The following is a 14,383-nucleotide window of genomic DNA, read 5'->3' on the forward strand; positions in this document are numbered from 1 at the left end:
CCCGGGGGTTGCCCCGTGCGGCTCACTCGCCGCGCTGGACCGGGCGTTCCTTCTTACGGTGAGTTCATGAACCACTCACCGCGTATCCGTACGGTTCTGGGCTGCACCGTGCTGGTGGCCGCACTCGGTGCGAGCACAGCGGCATGCGGCAACTCCAGTCATCCGCTCTCCGCCAAGCCGTACGACGCGGCGAGCCAGATCTCCTTCAGCGGTCCCGTGGGCAGCGCCAAGAAGGCGGACCCGGACAAGCCGCTGGAGGTCACCGCCCAGGGCGACGAGTCCCGCATCACCGACGTCACCGCCCAGGACGCCGTGGGCCGCTATGTCGCGGGCGAACTCTCCGCCGACGGCACGAGATGGCACACCACCGCCCCGCTGACGGCGGACACCCGCTACACGGTCCGGGTGAGCACCGAGGACGAGGACGGCGAACCCGGCCGCAAGGTCCTCAGCTTCGACACGGGCCACCCGGGCAAGGAGAAGTCCCTCAAGGCCACGTTCGGCCCACAGAAGGGCACATACGGCGTCGGACAGCCCATCACGGCCGAACTCAACAAGCCCGTACGGGACGAGAAGTCCCGCGCGCTGGTGGAGCGCTCCCTGCGGGTCGACTCCAAGCCCGCCGTGGACGGCTCCTGGTACTGGGTGAACAGCACCGAGCTGCACTACCGCCCGAAGGGGTACTGGCCCACCCAGGCGAAGATCACCGCCACCAGCAGACTGGCGGGCGTGAAGGTGCGGAACGGGCTGTGGGGCGGCAGCTCCAAGCCGCTGACCATCCGTACGGGTGACCGCATCGTGGCCGTCACCGACGCCGCCGCGCACTCCATGACGGTCTACCGCAACGGCAAGGAGATCAACTCCATCCCGGTCACCACCGGAAAGGCCGGCTTCGAGACCCGCAACGGCGTCAAGGTGGTGCTCGGCAAGGAGTACTACGTACGGATGCGGGGCGAGACGATCGGCATCTCCGAGGGCTCCTCGGACTCGTACGACCTGCCGGTGTACTACGCGACCCGCGTCACCTGGAGCGGCGAGTACGTGCACGCCGCGCCCTGGTCCGTCGGCTCGCAGGGCTCCGCGAACGTCAGCCACGGCTGCACCGGCATGAGCACCAACAACGCCGCCTGGTTCTACGACACCGTGCGCCAGGGCGACATCGTGAAGGTCGTCAACAGCTACGGCTCGGAGATGGACCCGTTCGGCAACGGCTTCGGCGACTGGAACGTCAGCTGGAAGAAGTGGCAGGCGGGCAGCGCCCTCACGAAGAAGGCCGACAAGCCCGACCCGGCCCAGCAGGCCCGGCTCAGCCCCGAGGTCTGAGACCGCCCGACAAGATCAACGGTGTGACTTCCGACTCCCGTGCGCCGCCGGCGTACGGGAGTCGGCGTGTGTGCCGGACGGTGCGTGAGGGGCTTCCTCAGGCGTCCACGGCGAGCCGGGAGCGCAGCAGCGAGGCGAGGGCCCCGGCGAACTCCACGGGCTCCACAGGGAGCGTCACAGCGGCCTCCGCGCGGCTCCACGTCGCCAGCCACGCGTCCTGCGGGCGGCCGATCAGGAGCAGAACCGGCGGGCAGTGGAAGATCTCGTCCTTGATCTGCCGGCACACGCCCATGCCGCCCGCGGGGGCGGCCTCGCCGTCCAGGACGCAGACGTCGATCCCGCCGCGGTCCAGCTCCTTCAGGACGGCCGGAAGCGTCGCGCATTCGATGAACTGCACCTCGGGGGCGTCGGCAGCGGGCCGCCGGCCGGTCGCGAGGCGCACCTGCTCGCGGGTGTTGGCGTCGTCGCTGTAGACCAGAACCGTCGCGGTCGACTGCATCGTTCCTCCGAAGCATCGTTGGTCGGGGGGCTTCTTAAGCCGTCGTACGGTGATCCGTGCCGCGGAGCCTACTCCTCCCGACACCCCGTCAACACCGGTTCGCACGCGGCTCCGATGGGCCATATGGGCTGGACACACCCCTCAGACACTCCGAACGGCACCCCCCGGAGTGAGGGCGAGATAAGCGACCGACATAATGTCGGTCGTGGCGACAGCAACGACAGTAGAAACCGGGCACGCGCACCCGTCGGTCAATCGACCGAACCTCACCAGCGTCGGAACCATCATCTGGCTGAGTTCCGAGCTGATGTTCTTCGCGGCCCTCTTCGCGATGTACTTCACCCTGCGATCGGTGACCGGACCGGATCACTGGAAGGAAATGGCGCATGCGCTGAATCTTCCGTTCTCCGCGACGAACACCACGATCCTGGTGCTCTCCTCACTCACGTGCCAGATGGGCGTGTTCGCCGCCGAGCGCGGCGACGTGAAGAAGCTCCGGTCGTGGTTCATCGTCACCTTCATCATGGGTGCGATCTTCATCGGCGGTCAGGTCTACGAGTACACCGAGCTGGTCAAGAAGGATGGGCTCTCGCTCTCCTCCGACCCGTACGGCTCGGTGTTCTACCTGACCACCGGCTTCCACGGCATGCACGTGACAGGTGGCCTCATCGCCTTCCTGTTCGTCCTCGGCAGGACGTATGCCGCCCGGAGGTTCACCCACCATCAGGCGACGGCCGCCATCGTCGTGTCCTATTACTGGCACTTCGTCGACGTCGTCTGGATCGGCCTCTTCGCCACGATCTACCTGATCAAGTAGTTCGACGATCACAGCATCGGGCGAAGAACCCGACACATTTCCGCAGCACCGACGCAGAAGATCCTGACACCGGGGTAATCCGTGAAAAAGCTCTCCGCACGACGACGCCATCCGCTGGCGGCGGTCGTCGTCCTACTCCTCGCGCTGGCGGCCACCGGGGGGCTGTACGCCGCGTTCGCACCCGCGGACAAGGCGCAGGCCGATGAAACCGCCCAGTCCCTCGCCATCGACGAGGGCAAGAAGCTCTACTCCGTCGGCTGCGCCAGCTGCCACGGAACCGGCGGTCAGGGCACCTCCGACGGGCCGAGCCTCGTGGGCGTCGGCTCCGCCGCCGTCGACTTCCAGGTCGGCACCGGTCGTATGCCGGCCCAGCAGCCGGGCGCTCAGGTCCCGAAGAAGAAGGTCATCTACTCGCAGGCCGAGATCGACCAGCTCGCGGCGTACGTCGCCTCGCTGGGTGCCGGTCCGGTCGCGCCGACCGACAAGGACTACAGCGCCAACGGCGCGGACATCGCCAAGGGTGGCGAGCTGTTCCGTACCAACTGCGCCCAGTGCCACAACTTCACCGGTGAGGGTGGCGCGCTGACACACGGCAAGTTCGCGCCGAGCCTCGAGGGTGTGGCCCCGAAGCACATCTACGAGGCCATGCAGACCGGCCCGCAGAACATGCCGTCGTTCCCGGACACGACGATGACCAAGCAGAACAAGAAGGACATCATCGCGTACCTCGACGCGGTCAACGGTGACAAGACCGAGAGCCCCGGTGGACTCAAGCTGGGCGGGCTCGGCCCGGTCAGTGAGGGTCTGTTCGCCTGGATCTTCGGTCTTGGCGGTCTGATCGCCGTCGCCATCTGGGTTGCCGCTCGGACCGCAAAGGCCAAGAAGTCATGAGTAGCCAAGACATTCCAGAAGAGAACCTGCCCACTGCGCAGGAAGCCGAGGAGCACGGCTCGGTCGCCGTGAAGGACGAGCCCTTCACCGACCCGGGTCTGCCGCCCCACGAGCACCGGATCCAGGACATCGACGAGCGGGCCGCCAAGCGGTCCGAGCGCGTCGTCGCCTTCCTGTTCATGGTGTCGATGCTGGCCACCGTCGGCTTCATCGCCTCGTACGTCACCATCGACGTCGATACGAGCGTCTACATCTTCCCGCTGGGTCACATCAGCGCGCTGAACTTCGCGCTGGGCATGACCCTCGGTGTGGCGCTCTTCTGCATCGGCGCGGGCGCGGTCCACTGGGCCCGCACCCTGATGTCCGACGAAGAGGTCATCCAGGAGCGCCACCCGATCGAGGCGGAGCCCGAGGTCAAGGCGAAGGTCCTCCAGGACTTCGCCGACGGTGCCCGCGAGTCGCAGTTCGGCCGGCGCAAGCTGATCCGCAACACCCTGTTCGGCGCTCTCGCGCTGGTGCCCCTCTCCGGTGTGGTCCTGCTTCGCGACCTCGGGCCGCTGCCCGAGAAGAAGCTGCGCACCACGTCGTGGAAGAAGGGCCTGACCCTCGTCAACATGAACACGAACGAGCCGCTGCTGCCTTCGGACATCGCGGTCGGCTCGCTCACCTTCGCCAAGCCCGAGGGCCTGGAGGAGCACGACGAGGACTTCCAGACGAACATCGCCAAGGACGCCCTGATGCTCGTCCGGATCCAGCCGGAGAACATCAAGGACAAGCAGGAACTCGAGTGGTCCCACGAGGGCATCGTGGCCTACTCGAAGATCTGCACCCACGTCGGTTGTCCGATCTCGCTGTACGAGCAGCAGACGCACCACGCTCTGTGCCCGTGCCACCAGTCCACCTTCGACCTCTCCGACGGCGCCCGGGTGATCTTCGGTCCTGCCGGTCACGCGCTGCCGCAGCTGCGCATCGGCGTCAACGAAGAGGGTCACCTCGAGGCGCTGAGCGAATTCGCTGAGCCCGTCGGTCCTGCCTTCTGGGAGCGCGGATGAGTACTACGACCACGAACGACGCGCCTGCGCGCGAGAAGGCACCGGCCGGCGAGCGCGTAGCCGACTGGGCCGACGGACGTCTGGGGATCTACTCCCTGGCCAAGTCCAACATGCGCAAGATCTTTCCGGACCACTGGTCCTTCATGCTCGGCGAGATCTGCATGTACAGCTTCATCATCATCATCCTCACGGGTGTGTATCTGACGCTGTTCTTCCACCCGTCGATGAACGAGGTCACCTACGACGGCAGCTACGTCCCGCTCCAGGGGCAGCTGATGTCGGAGGCCTTCAACTCGACCATGCACATCTCCTTCGATGTGCGCGGTGGCCTGCTGATCCGTCAGATCCACCACTGGGCCGCGCTGATCTTCCTCGCGGGCATGTTCGTGCACATGATGCGCGTGTTCTTCACGGGTGCGTTCCGCAAGCCGCGTGAGGTCAACTGGGTCTTCGGCTTCCTGCTGTTCGTCCTGGGCATGTTCACCGGCTTCACCGGCTACTCGCTCCCGGACGACCTGCTCTCCGGCACCGGTGTCCGCTTCATGGAGGGCGCGATCCTGTCCGTGCCGATCGTCGGCACGTACATGTCGTTCTTCCTCTTCGGCGGCGAGTTCCCCGGCGGCGACTTCGTCGCGCGGTTCTACTCGATCCACATCCTGCTGTTGCCGGGCATCATGCTCGGCCTGATGGCGGCGCACCTGATCCTGGTCTTCTACCACAAGCACACGCAGTTCGCGGGTGCCGGAAAGACCAACAAGAACGTCGTGGGCATGCCGCTGCTCCCGGTCTACATGGCCAAGGCGGGCGGCTTCTTCTTCCTGGTCTTCGGTGTCATCGCGGTGGTCGCCGCGATCGCCACGATCAACCCGATCTGGGCCATCGGTCCCTACCGTCCCGACCAGGTGTCCACGGGCGCCCAGCCGGACTGGTACATGGGCTTCTCCGAGGGCCTGATCCGAGTGATGCCGGGCTGGGAGATCGACTTCTGGGGTCACACGCTCGTCCTGGGCGTGGCCATCCCGCTGGTCGTGATCTTCCCGCTGGTCCTGGTCGCGATCGCGGTCTACCCGTTCATCGAGGCCTGGGTCACCGGCGACAAGCGCGAGCACCACATCCTGGACCGCCCGCGCAACGCTCCGACGCGTACGGCCTTCGGTGTCGCGTGGATCACCTGGTACCTGGTGCTGCTCATCGGTGGCGGCAACGACCTCTGGGCCACGCACTTCCACCTGTCGATCAATGCGATCACCTGGTTCGTCCGGATCGCGTTCTTCGTCGGCCCGGTCATCGCCTTCATCGTCACCAAGCGGATCTGCCTCGGCCTCCAGCGCCGCGACAAGGACAAGGTGCTGCACGGACGCGAGTCCGGCATCATCAAGCGCCTGCCGCACGGTGAGTTCATCGAGGTGCACGAGCCGCTCGACCAGGAGGCCCTGCACACGCTCACGGCGCACGAGCAGTACGCGCCGGTCGAGATCGGCCCGACGGTCGACGAGAACGGTGTCGAGCGCAAGGTCACGCGGCTCCAGAAGCTGCGCGGCAAGCTCTCGCGCGGTTACTACGGGGAGAACAACCAGATCCCGAAGCCGACCGCCGAGGAGTACAAGGAGATCACCAGCGGCCACGGCCACCACTGATCTCTGATCCGTCGCTGTAAGCCACAGCGGGAGCCCTCGTCCATTGCCTGGACGGGGGCTCTTTGCGGTCCCGGGACCTGGATAGGGTGGGGCCGCAGCACCTTTCACCCACAGAAGCACACAGGAGCGGCCATGAGCGCTTTGAACCCCGCTGGAGGCGACACCGCGGCGGGCCGTTCCTGGCCCGCCGTCCTGAACGGCCTCCTCGAAGGCCGTGACCAGAGCGCCGACGACACCGCGTGGGCGATGGACCGGATCATGCGGGGCGAGGCGACCGACGCGCAGATCGCCGGGTTCGCGGTGGCGCTGCGCGCCAAGGGCGAGACCGTGCAGGAGATCTCCGGTCTCGTACGCGGCATGTACGAGCACGCCAACGTGATCGAGGTGCCCGGCGAGACCGTCGACATCGTGGGCACCGGCGGCGACGGCGCCAAGACGGTCAACATCTCCACGATGTCCGCGATCGTCGTCGCGGGCACCGGCGCCAAGGTCGTCAAGCACGGCAACCGCGCCGCCTCCTCCGCCTCGGGCTCCTCCGACGTACTGGAGAAGCTGGGCGTCAACCTCGACCTGTCGCCGAAGCGGGTGCCCGAGGTCGCCGAGGAAGCCGGCATCACGTTCTGCTTCGCCATCAAGTTCCACCCCGCGCTGCGCTACGCGGGCGCCGCGCGCGGGCAGCTCGGCATCCGCACGGTGTTCAACCTGCTGGGCCCGCTGACCAACCCGGCCAAGGTGAAGGCGCAGGCCGTCGGTGTCGCCGACGCCCGGATGGCGCCGATCGTGGCCGGGGTCTTCGCCGAGCGCGGCAACTCGTCCCTGGTGTTCCGCGGCGACGACGGGCTCGACGAGCTGACCACCACCGGGACCTCGCGCGTATGGGTGGTGCGGGACGGCGCCGTGCGCGAGGAGTCCTTCGACCCGCGCGACGTCGGCATCGGCATCGTGCCCATCGAGGCGCTGCGCGGCGGCGACCCCTCGTACAACGCGGAGGTCGCCCGGCGTCTCCTCGACGGCGAGCAGGGGCCCGTGCGCGACGCGGTGCTGCTGAACGCGGCGGCGGCCCTTGTGGCCGTGCGGCCCGGCGAGGGCACGCTCGTCGAGCAGATCAGGGCCGGCATGGACCGGGCCGCCGAGTCGATCGACTCGGGAGCGGCGAAGGCCGCCCTTGAGCGGTGGGTGGCGGCCAGCAACAGGTAGGCGCGTACGAGATGTGACGCAGGGCGCAGTCCGGATCCTGGACTGCGCCCTTGCTGTTTCTGAGACGTGTGGCAAGATGCTCTTCAAGGTCATGAGTGACAGCGCTGTGTTTATTCACTGCAGAAGGCCCCAGCCCGCTGTCCGGCAACCCTCCGTCCGTGGCGGGGTGCCCTGGGTGAAGACCAGGCCGTGCGCAGCAAGGCGCGTGGCAAGCGCGGACCCCTCGCAACCCTGGGGTCCTGGTCCTCAAGGGAGCAGTCTCGTGAGCAAGCGAATGCGATAGGGCGTTCCGGCCCCGCCTCCGCGTACCCGTTTCATCTTTTTTCCATGCCGTCGAGCACTGTCGTCCAGAGCTCCGGCATGGTCAATTCGCTTACCGCGCCAGGGAGTTCACCCATGTCTGTTTCCGTCGACGCCGCCGCCTGTACCGAGACCATCGCCCCGCTCCCCGTCCTCGGCCGGGACGTCACCGTGCCGCTCGTCACCGGTGGCGAGGTCAGCTACGCCGCCCTCGACTACGCGGCCAGCGCACCGGCCCTCCAGCGGGTGTGGGACGACGTCGCCGCCTACGCGCCGTACTACGGCAGCGTGCACCGCGGCGCCGGGTACCTCTCGCAGCTGTCCACCGACCTGTTCGAGAACTCCCGGGTCGCCGTCGCCGAGTTCCTTGACTGCCGCGAGGACGACCAGGTCGTCTTCACCCGCTCCACCACCGACTCGCTGAACCTGCTCGCCGCCGCGCTGCCCGCCGACTGCCAGGTGTTCGTCTACGAGACCGAGCACCACGCCTCGCTGCTGCCCTGGCGGGACGCGCGGGTCACGTACCTCAACGCGCCGCGTACGCCCGGCGAGGCCGTCGACACCCTGGAGCGCGCCCTCGCCGAGCGCGCCACCCCGTCGGGAAGCGGCGCCCCCGCCCTCGTCTGTGTCACCGGCGCCTCCAACGTCACCGGTGAACTCTGGCCGGTGCGCGAGCTCGCGGCGGCCGCTCACGCGCACGGTGCCCGCATCGTGCTCGACGCCGCGCAGCTCGCGCCCCATCACCCCGTCTCCGTCCAGGACCTGGACGTCGACTGGGTCGCCTTCTCCGGGCACAAGCTGTACGCCCCGTTCGGCTCGGGCGTGCTCGCGGGCCGCTCCGACTGGCTGACGGCCGCGGAGCCGTACCTCGCCGGTGGCGGCGCCTCCAAGAAGGTCGCGCGGCGCGTCGACGGCGGCGTCGACGTCGAGTGGCAGACCACCGCGGCCCGCCACGAGGCCGGTTCCCCGAACGTCATCGGCGTGTACTCCATCGCCTCCGCCTGCAAGGCGCTCACCGAGGCCGGGTTCGACAACCTCGTGGCCCGCGAGCAGTACCTGATCCAGAAGGTCCAGGACGGGCTCGCGGAGGTGCCCGAGGTGAAGGTGCTCTCCCTGTTCGGGGACGACGCCCCGCGCGTGGGCGTGCTCTCCTTCGTCGTCGACGGGTGGAACTCCTCGCACTTCGCCGCCGCGCTCTCCGCCGAGTACGGCATCGGGGTCCGCGACGGCCTGTTCTGCGCCCACCCGCTGGTGCGCACGCTGCTCGGCTCCGACCCGCAGCAGCAGGGCGAGTGCGGCGCCCCGGAGGCCGCGCTGGGCGAGAAGTCGCTCAACGCCATCCGCGTCAGCTTCGGAGCCGGGACGCCCGACGAGCACGTGGAGCGGTTCGTGTCCGCCGTGAAGGAGCTGGTGCGGGACGGCGCCCGCTGGAACTACCGCACCGAGGACGGGCGCTGCGTGCCGGACACCACCAACGCCTGAGGCAGCCGGGAGCCGAGGACGATCATCCGCAGGGCGCGCTCGGTGGCGTCGGTGAGGAACTCGCCGCCCCTGCCCAGCGCCTCCGCGAGCGTCACGGGCGCGGGCAGGATCGAGCTGTAGGCGTCGACGCCGGTGGCCGTCACCGTGTGCGCGCCGTCGCCGATGGTGCCCGCGAGGGCGAGCACCGGGCGGCCGGACCGCTTGGCGCGGCGGGCCACTTCGGCGGGGACCTTGCCGCGCGGCGTCTGGTGGTCGAGGGCGCCCTCGGCGGTGACGACGAGGTCGGCGCGGGCCAGGCGGGCGTCCAGGTCGAGGTGGTCGAGGAGGACGTCGAAGCGGGGGAGGAGCCGGGCGCCGAGCGCGGCGAGGCCCGCGCCGAGCCCGCCGGACGCGCCGGTGCCGGGGCCGGTGAAGAGGTCGTCCCGTACCTTCAGATCACGCGTCAGGACGTGTGCCCAGTGTTCGAGGCCGGCCGCCAGCTGCTCGACCTGTGTGGGCGTCGCGCCCTTCTGCGGGCCGAACACGCGGGCGACGCCGCGCTCCCCGCACAGCACGTTGAACGGATTGCACGCCACCCGGATCTCGGTGTCCTTCAGGCGTGGATCGAGGCCGCTCGGGTCGATGCGCCGCAGACGCGCCAACTCCCGGCCCCCGAGTGGGAGTTGCAGGCCGTCCGCGTCGAGCAGCCGGGCGCCGAGGGCCTGAAGGGCACCCGCGCCGCCGTCCGAGGTGCCGGAGTCGCCGCAGCCCACGAGGATGCGGCGGGCGCCCGCGTCGAGGGCCGCGCGGATCAGCTCGCCCACGCCGTACGTCGTCGTGGCGCCCGGGTCGCGCAGCTCGCGCGGGACGAGGGAGAGCCCGGCCACGGCCGCCATCTCGACGACCGCGGTGCCGTCGGGGAGCAGCGCGAAGTGCGTGCCGACGCGCTGGCCGACCGGGCCCGTGGCGGGCAGCGCGACCAGGCGCCCGCCGGCCTCGGCCGCCAGCGCGCGGGCCGTGCCCTCGCCGCCGTCCACGAGGGGGATGAGGTCGATCTCGGCGCCCGGGACGACGCGGCGTACGCCCGCGGCGATGGCCTCGGCGGCGGCACCCGCGGACAGGGACTCCTTGAAGCCGCTGGGGGCGATGGCGAAATGGGTCAACACGTCGGACTCCAGGGAGGGTTCAGCGGACGGGGACGCCGAGCAGCGGCCACAGGGCGAGCGCGCACAGCAGGACGACGGCCGCGGTGAGCGGGGCCAGGACGGCGGAAAGGCGCAGCAGGTCGCGCGGGGTGTAGGTGGGTACGCCGGGTATCGCGGCGAACAGCGTCACCGGCTTCGCGGACGCGGGCAGCGTGTGGCAGAAGCCCGCGGCGGCGGTGGAGGCGAGGGCGGCGGCGACCGGGTTGACGCCCGCGCCGACGGCCGCCGCCACGACCAGCGGCACGAGCACGGAGGAGCGGGCCGAGCGGGACTGGAGGATCAGGTGGGCGGCCGTGCTCACCGCGATCACCACGGCGAGGAACAGCCACGGTGGTACGTCCAGGGGGACCCCGCCCACCAGCCACTTCGCGGCGCCGGACTCGGCGAGTGCGACGCCCATCGCCATCGTCGCCGCCATGAACAGGAGCAGCGACCAGGGGACCGTCCCGAGCGCGTCCTTCAGGCGTACGGTGCCGAGCGCGGGGGATGCCGCGACCACGGCGCCGATCAGCGCGACGACGGCGGGCGGTACTTGGTGCAGCGGCTCACTGCACCACAGGGCGACGACCGTGGCGAGCAGCAGCGCGCAGCGGGTCTCGGCCGGCTCCCAGGGCCCCGTGACCGGCCGCTCGCTGTGCTCCTGGAGCTCGTCGAGCGTGATCCGCACCGGGCCCTCGCGGTCCGCGCGCCGCGTCGTCGTCAACAGGACGGCCTCGGCCGCGAGGTGGGAGGAGACGACGGCGAGCGGAAGGCCGAGCAGCAGCCACTGCGTGAAGCCGATCCGTTCGCCCGTCGCCTCCCACAGCACGGACACCGTGATGAGGTGCGCGCCCGCGCCGATCAGCGTCGCGACGGCGGAGAGCAGGATGACCGTCGGGAAGAGAAGGGCCAGCATCACGACCAGGCGGCGCCGGTCGGCCAGCACCTTCGCGAGGGCCAGGAACACGGGCAGCGCGAGCGCCGCGCGGCCCGAGGTCGCCGGTACCGCGAAGGCGGTGACGACGAGCGCCGCCGTCGTCAGATGCGTCAACTGCCGTACCCCGCGCGCCCCGCTGACCAGGAACGCCGCGGCCCGCCCCGCGAGCCCGCTGCGGGCGACGGCGGCGGCGAGCACGAAAGCGCAGATCAGTAGCCACACCGTCGCGTCGCCCAGCGTGCTGAACAGCGTCTCGCTGCTGATCACGCCCGTCGCGGTGAGCGCGAGGCCCGCGCCGAGCGCGATGTACGTGTCGTCGATCGACGTGCCGATCCACGCACAGGTCGCGAGGGCGAACACGGCGAGCGTGAGGCGGGCCTCGCCGGTCAGGCCGGGGAAGTTGCCGGGGACCACGAGCAGCGCGCAGATGCTGAGGGCGATGCACAGGGTCGCGGCGTGGCGAAGGTTCAGGGTCACGCCGTTCAGCGTGGTGCGGCGCGGTGAGCCTCCAATGAGCGACACATGAAGGGAAGTTCACCCAAGTCAAGCCCGCCTTTGGACGAGAGCCCGCGGGGTCCGGGGCAGAGCCCCGCGACCGCAACCCTCACTCCCGCAACCGGTACCCCACCCCCCGAACCGTCTCCACATGCCGCGCCCCCAGCTTCTTGCGGAGCGCCCGCACGTACACGTCCACGATGTTCGACCCCGGATCGAAGTCGTACCCCCACACGTGGGACAGGATCTGCTCACGGGACAGGACCTGGCCGGGATGGCGCAGAAACAGCTCAAGCAGCACGAACTCACGCGCCGTGAGGTCCACCGTCCGCCCCTCGGCGCGCGCCCGCCGCGTCCGCAGGTCGAGCGTGAGATCCCCGCTCCCCAGCATCGTCACCTCAGGAGTGCCGGAGGCAGTCCGCAGTCGCAGCCGGACCCGCGCGAGGAGCTCCTCGAAGCGGAACGGCTTGGTCATCCAGTCGTCGGCGCCGCCCTCCAGGCCCGCCACGGTGTCCCGCACCGAGTCCCGCGCGGTCAGCACGATGACGGGTGTCGTCACACGGGCCTCGCGCAACTGCCGCAGCACCGTGAAGCCGTCCCGTCCCGGCAGCCCGATGTCCAGGACGATCAGGTCGAAGCCGCCGGTCAGGGCGTAGTCGTGGGCGGAGTCGCCGTCCCCGACGACGGTCGTCGTGAAGCCGCCGGCGCGCAGTCCCTTCTCCACGAAGGAGGCGATGCGCTCCTCGTCCTCCACGATCAGGATGCGGTTCATCGAGGCTCGGTCCTCCGGTTGAGTACGAGGGTGAAGGTGGCGCCACCACTGTCCGTACGGCTCAATTCGGCACGCCCACCGTGGCCTTCCGCGATGGCCCGGACGATCGCGAGGCCGAGCCCGGCGCCCGTGCCGCGCGAGCCGCGGCGCGCGGTGCCCCGCCGGAACCGCTCGAAGATCACCGCGGCGTCCTGCTCGGTGACACCGGGCCCGGCATCGGCGACGTACAGCTCGACGCGCTCGCGCTCGGCCCGGTCGCGCACGACCCGCGAGCCGATCCCGATGCGCTGACCGGGCACCGTGTGCTGCACCGCGTTCTGCGCGAGCTGGACCATCGCCTGCGTGATCCGCTGCGGGTCGAGTTCGGCCTCGGTGTCGGCGACCTCGGCCAGCTTCCAGTCCCGCTCGCCGAGCGCTCGCGCCTTGACGAAGACGTCGGCGGTCAGCTCGGCGAGCTGCACCGGTTCGGGCGTCACGAAGTCCGGGCGCTCCGCCTTCGCGAGGAGCAGCAGGTCCTCGACGATGCGGCTCATCCGGTCCAGTTCCTCCATCACGATCCGCACCGTCTCCTCGCGCTCGCGCGGCTCTTCGCCCATCAGCTCCAGATGGCCGCGGACGATGGTGATGGGCGTACGCAGCTCGTGCCCGGCGTCGTCGACGAACTCGCGCTGCGCGGCGAACGCCCGCTCCAGGCGGTCGAGCATCCCGTTGAACGTCTCGGCGAGCGCCGCGATGTCGTCCCTGCCCTGCACCGGGATGCGCCGGGTGAGGTCCTGCTCGGTGAGTTGCGCGGCCGTCGTGCGCACGAGGCGTACAGGCCGGAGTATCCGGCCCGCGACCGCCCAGCCGATGCCGGTCGTCATCAGGAGCGCCACCCCGGAGATCGCGAGCAGCATGTGGAAGACGCCCTCCGCCTTGGCCTGCTCGCGCTCCGGGTGGAAGGCCACGACGAAGGCCGCCGCGGGCCGCCCCGCGTCCGCCCCGATCTCCACCTTCGACCAGCGGATGACGCCGTCGGCCCGGTGCAGGGTGCCGCTGGCGTCCGGGGAGCCGAAGACGGCGCGCAGGTCCGCCGGGTCCCGGGCGAGCGCGTGGTCGACGTCGGGGGCCCGCGACTGCTCCTTCTTGGCGGGCGTGCGGTCGGCGCCGCGGTCGATCAGGCCGAGCAGCTCCTCGTCGGGGTCGGCGTACTGCCGCTCCAGGTGCAGCTTGAGCAGCGGGTCCGGGTCGGTGAACCGCTTGCCGCTGCGCGGGTCGACGCCCTTGCGCACGAAGTTGGCGAACTCGCCGGTCTCCTGCGCGAGCAGCCGGTCGACGCGGTGGTCCACGTCGCGCAGCAGCACCGAGCGGGTGGTGGTGGCGACCGCGGTCAGCGCCGCCGTCATGACGACGAGCAGCCACAGCAGGATGCGGACGCGGGCGGAGATCCAGCGGTGCGCGGGCTCAGCCGTCGTCGCCGGGCCCGTCGTCGTCGGACGCGCCGCCGCGGTCGTCGTTTCCGTCGTCGTCCGAGTCGTCTGAGCTGTCATCGGCTGAGGGCTTCTCGCTCACCGGTGGCGGGGACACTGTCTCGTCACTGGGCGTCGGGCGCGGCGAGGGCGAGCCGCTCTCCAGCTGCACCTTCGGCGGCGACTTCGGGGGGTCCGGGCTGTCGGTCAGGGCGTAGCTGGTCGCCGCGATGCCGAGGGGGATCGCGACGACCGCGGCGAGGGCCGCCATGCGGTGGGAGAAGGCCATGGCAGCCACGTTCGGTGGCCAACCCGGTCGTCATCATGAGCCCCGGATGAAGAAACCTTCATACGGAGCCTTCAAGCGGGG

The 14,383-nt window shown here is 70.0% G+C and carries 13 protein-coding genes and 1 riboswitch; of the genes, 7 read left to right on the forward strand and 6 right to left on the reverse strand.

The genetic code is table 11. The features are described 5' to 3' along the window. Nucleotides 1-66 precede the first annotated feature (66 nt). Nucleotides 67-1,323 (forward strand): L,D-transpeptidase, encoded by a 1,257-nt coding sequence (locus tag ACNYS0_RS29015; protein WP_422477579.1) that lies wholly within the window; start codon nt 67-69, stop codon nt 1,321-1,323. A 97-nt stretch (nt 1,324-1,420) separates the two neighbouring features. Here the strand turns inward: ACNYS0_RS29015 and ACNYS0_RS29020 are convergent, their stop codons facing one another. Further along, nucleotides 1,421-1,822, reverse strand: a complete 402-nt coding sequence (locus ACNYS0_RS29020; protein ID WP_422406866.1) for a DNA-binding transcriptional response regulator — start codon at nt 1,820-1,822, stop codon at nt 1,421-1,423. 196 nt (nt 1,823-2,018) lie between these two features. Here ACNYS0_RS29020 and ctaE point away from each other — a divergent pair, with 196 nt between their 5' ends. From ctaE to ACNYS0_RS29050, 6 genes are all read left to right on the forward strand, one after another. Then, nucleotides 2,019-2,639 (forward strand): aa3-type cytochrome oxidase subunit III, encoded by a 621-nt coding sequence (gene ctaE, locus ACNYS0_RS29025; protein WP_326014682.1) that lies wholly within the window; start codon nt 2,019-2,021, stop codon nt 2,637-2,639. A gap of 81 nt (nt 2,640-2,720) precedes the next feature. Beyond that, the gene (gene qcrC / locus ACNYS0_RS29030) at nt 2,721-3,530 is read left to right on the forward strand and encodes a cytochrome bc1 complex diheme cytochrome c subunit (protein WP_399238384.1); all 810 of its coding nucleotides are present in this window, start codon (nt 2,721-2,723) and stop codon (nt 3,528-3,530) included. Continuing rightward, nucleotides 3,527-4,582: a cytochrome bc1 complex Rieske iron-sulfur subunit gene (gene qcrA / locus ACNYS0_RS29035; protein WP_422406865.1), complete on the forward strand. Its 1,056-nt coding sequence runs from the start codon at nt 3,527-3,529 to the stop codon at nt 4,580-4,582. Before qcrC ends, qcrA begins: the two co-directional genes overlap by 4 nt. Next, nucleotides 4,579-6,219: a cytochrome bc1 complex cytochrome b subunit gene (gene qcrB, locus ACNYS0_RS29040; protein ID WP_422406864.1), complete on the forward strand. Its 1,641-nt coding sequence runs from the start codon at nt 4,579-4,581 to the stop codon at nt 6,217-6,219. Before qcrA ends, qcrB begins: the two co-directional genes overlap by 4 nt. A 132-nt stretch (nt 6,220-6,351) precedes the next feature. Next, nucleotides 6,352-7,416: an anthranilate phosphoribosyltransferase gene (gene trpD, locus ACNYS0_RS29045; RefSeq protein WP_422477581.1), complete on the forward strand. Its 1,065-nt coding sequence runs from the start codon at nt 6,352-6,354 to the stop codon at nt 7,414-7,416. An 87-nt stretch (nt 7,417-7,503) separates the two neighbouring features. Next, nucleotides 7,504-7,637: riboswitch (SAM riboswitch) on the forward strand. 175 nt (nt 7,638-7,812) lie between these two features. Further along, on the forward strand, nt 7,813-9,198 hold the full coding sequence (locus tag ACNYS0_RS29050; RefSeq protein WP_422477583.1) for an aminotransferase class V-fold PLP-dependent enzyme: 1,386 nt from the start codon (nt 7,813-7,815) through the stop codon (nt 9,196-9,198). On the opposite strand, the gene ACNYS0_RS29055 is transcribed toward ACNYS0_RS29050, so the two are convergent. The 5 genes from ACNYS0_RS29055 to ACNYS0_RS29075 all read right to left on the reverse strand — a co-directional run bounded on the left by ACNYS0_RS29055 (nt 9,150) and on the right by ACNYS0_RS29075 (nt 14,302). Then, a complete protein-coding gene (locus ACNYS0_RS29055; RefSeq protein ID WP_422477585.1) occupies nt 9,150-10,343 on the reverse strand; it encodes a glycerate kinase family protein in 1,194 nt (397 codons plus the stop codon). The genes ACNYS0_RS29050 and ACNYS0_RS29055 overlap by 49 nt on opposite strands. 19 nt (nt 10,344-10,362) lie before the next feature. Then, nucleotides 10,363-11,775, reverse strand: a complete 1,413-nt coding sequence (locus tag ACNYS0_RS29060; protein WP_422477587.1) for an SLC13 family permease — start codon at nt 11,773-11,775, stop codon at nt 10,363-10,365. Between the two features lie 127 nt (nt 11,776-11,902). After that, nucleotides 11,903-12,565, reverse strand: a complete 663-nt coding sequence (locus ACNYS0_RS29065; protein WP_422477589.1) for a response regulator transcription factor — start codon at nt 12,563-12,565, stop codon at nt 11,903-11,905. Next, entirely contained in the window at nt 12,562-14,094 is a 1,533-nt protein-coding gene (locus ACNYS0_RS29070; protein ID WP_422477591.1) for a sensor histidine kinase, read from the reverse strand. Before ACNYS0_RS29070 ends, ACNYS0_RS29065 begins: the two co-directional genes overlap by 4 nt. Then, nucleotides 14,009-14,302, reverse strand: a complete 294-nt coding sequence (locus ACNYS0_RS29075; RefSeq protein WP_422477593.1) for a small secreted hydrophilic protein — start codon at nt 14,300-14,302, stop codon at nt 14,009-14,011. The genes ACNYS0_RS29070 and ACNYS0_RS29075 overlap by 86 nt, the downstream gene beginning before the upstream one ends. Between the last annotated feature and the right edge of the window lie 81 nt (nt 14,303-14,383).

It is taken from the genome of Streptomyces anthophorae (assembly GCF_049310305.1).
Classification (GTDB): Bacteria; Actinomycetota; Actinomycetes; order Streptomycetales; family Streptomycetaceae; genus Streptomyces.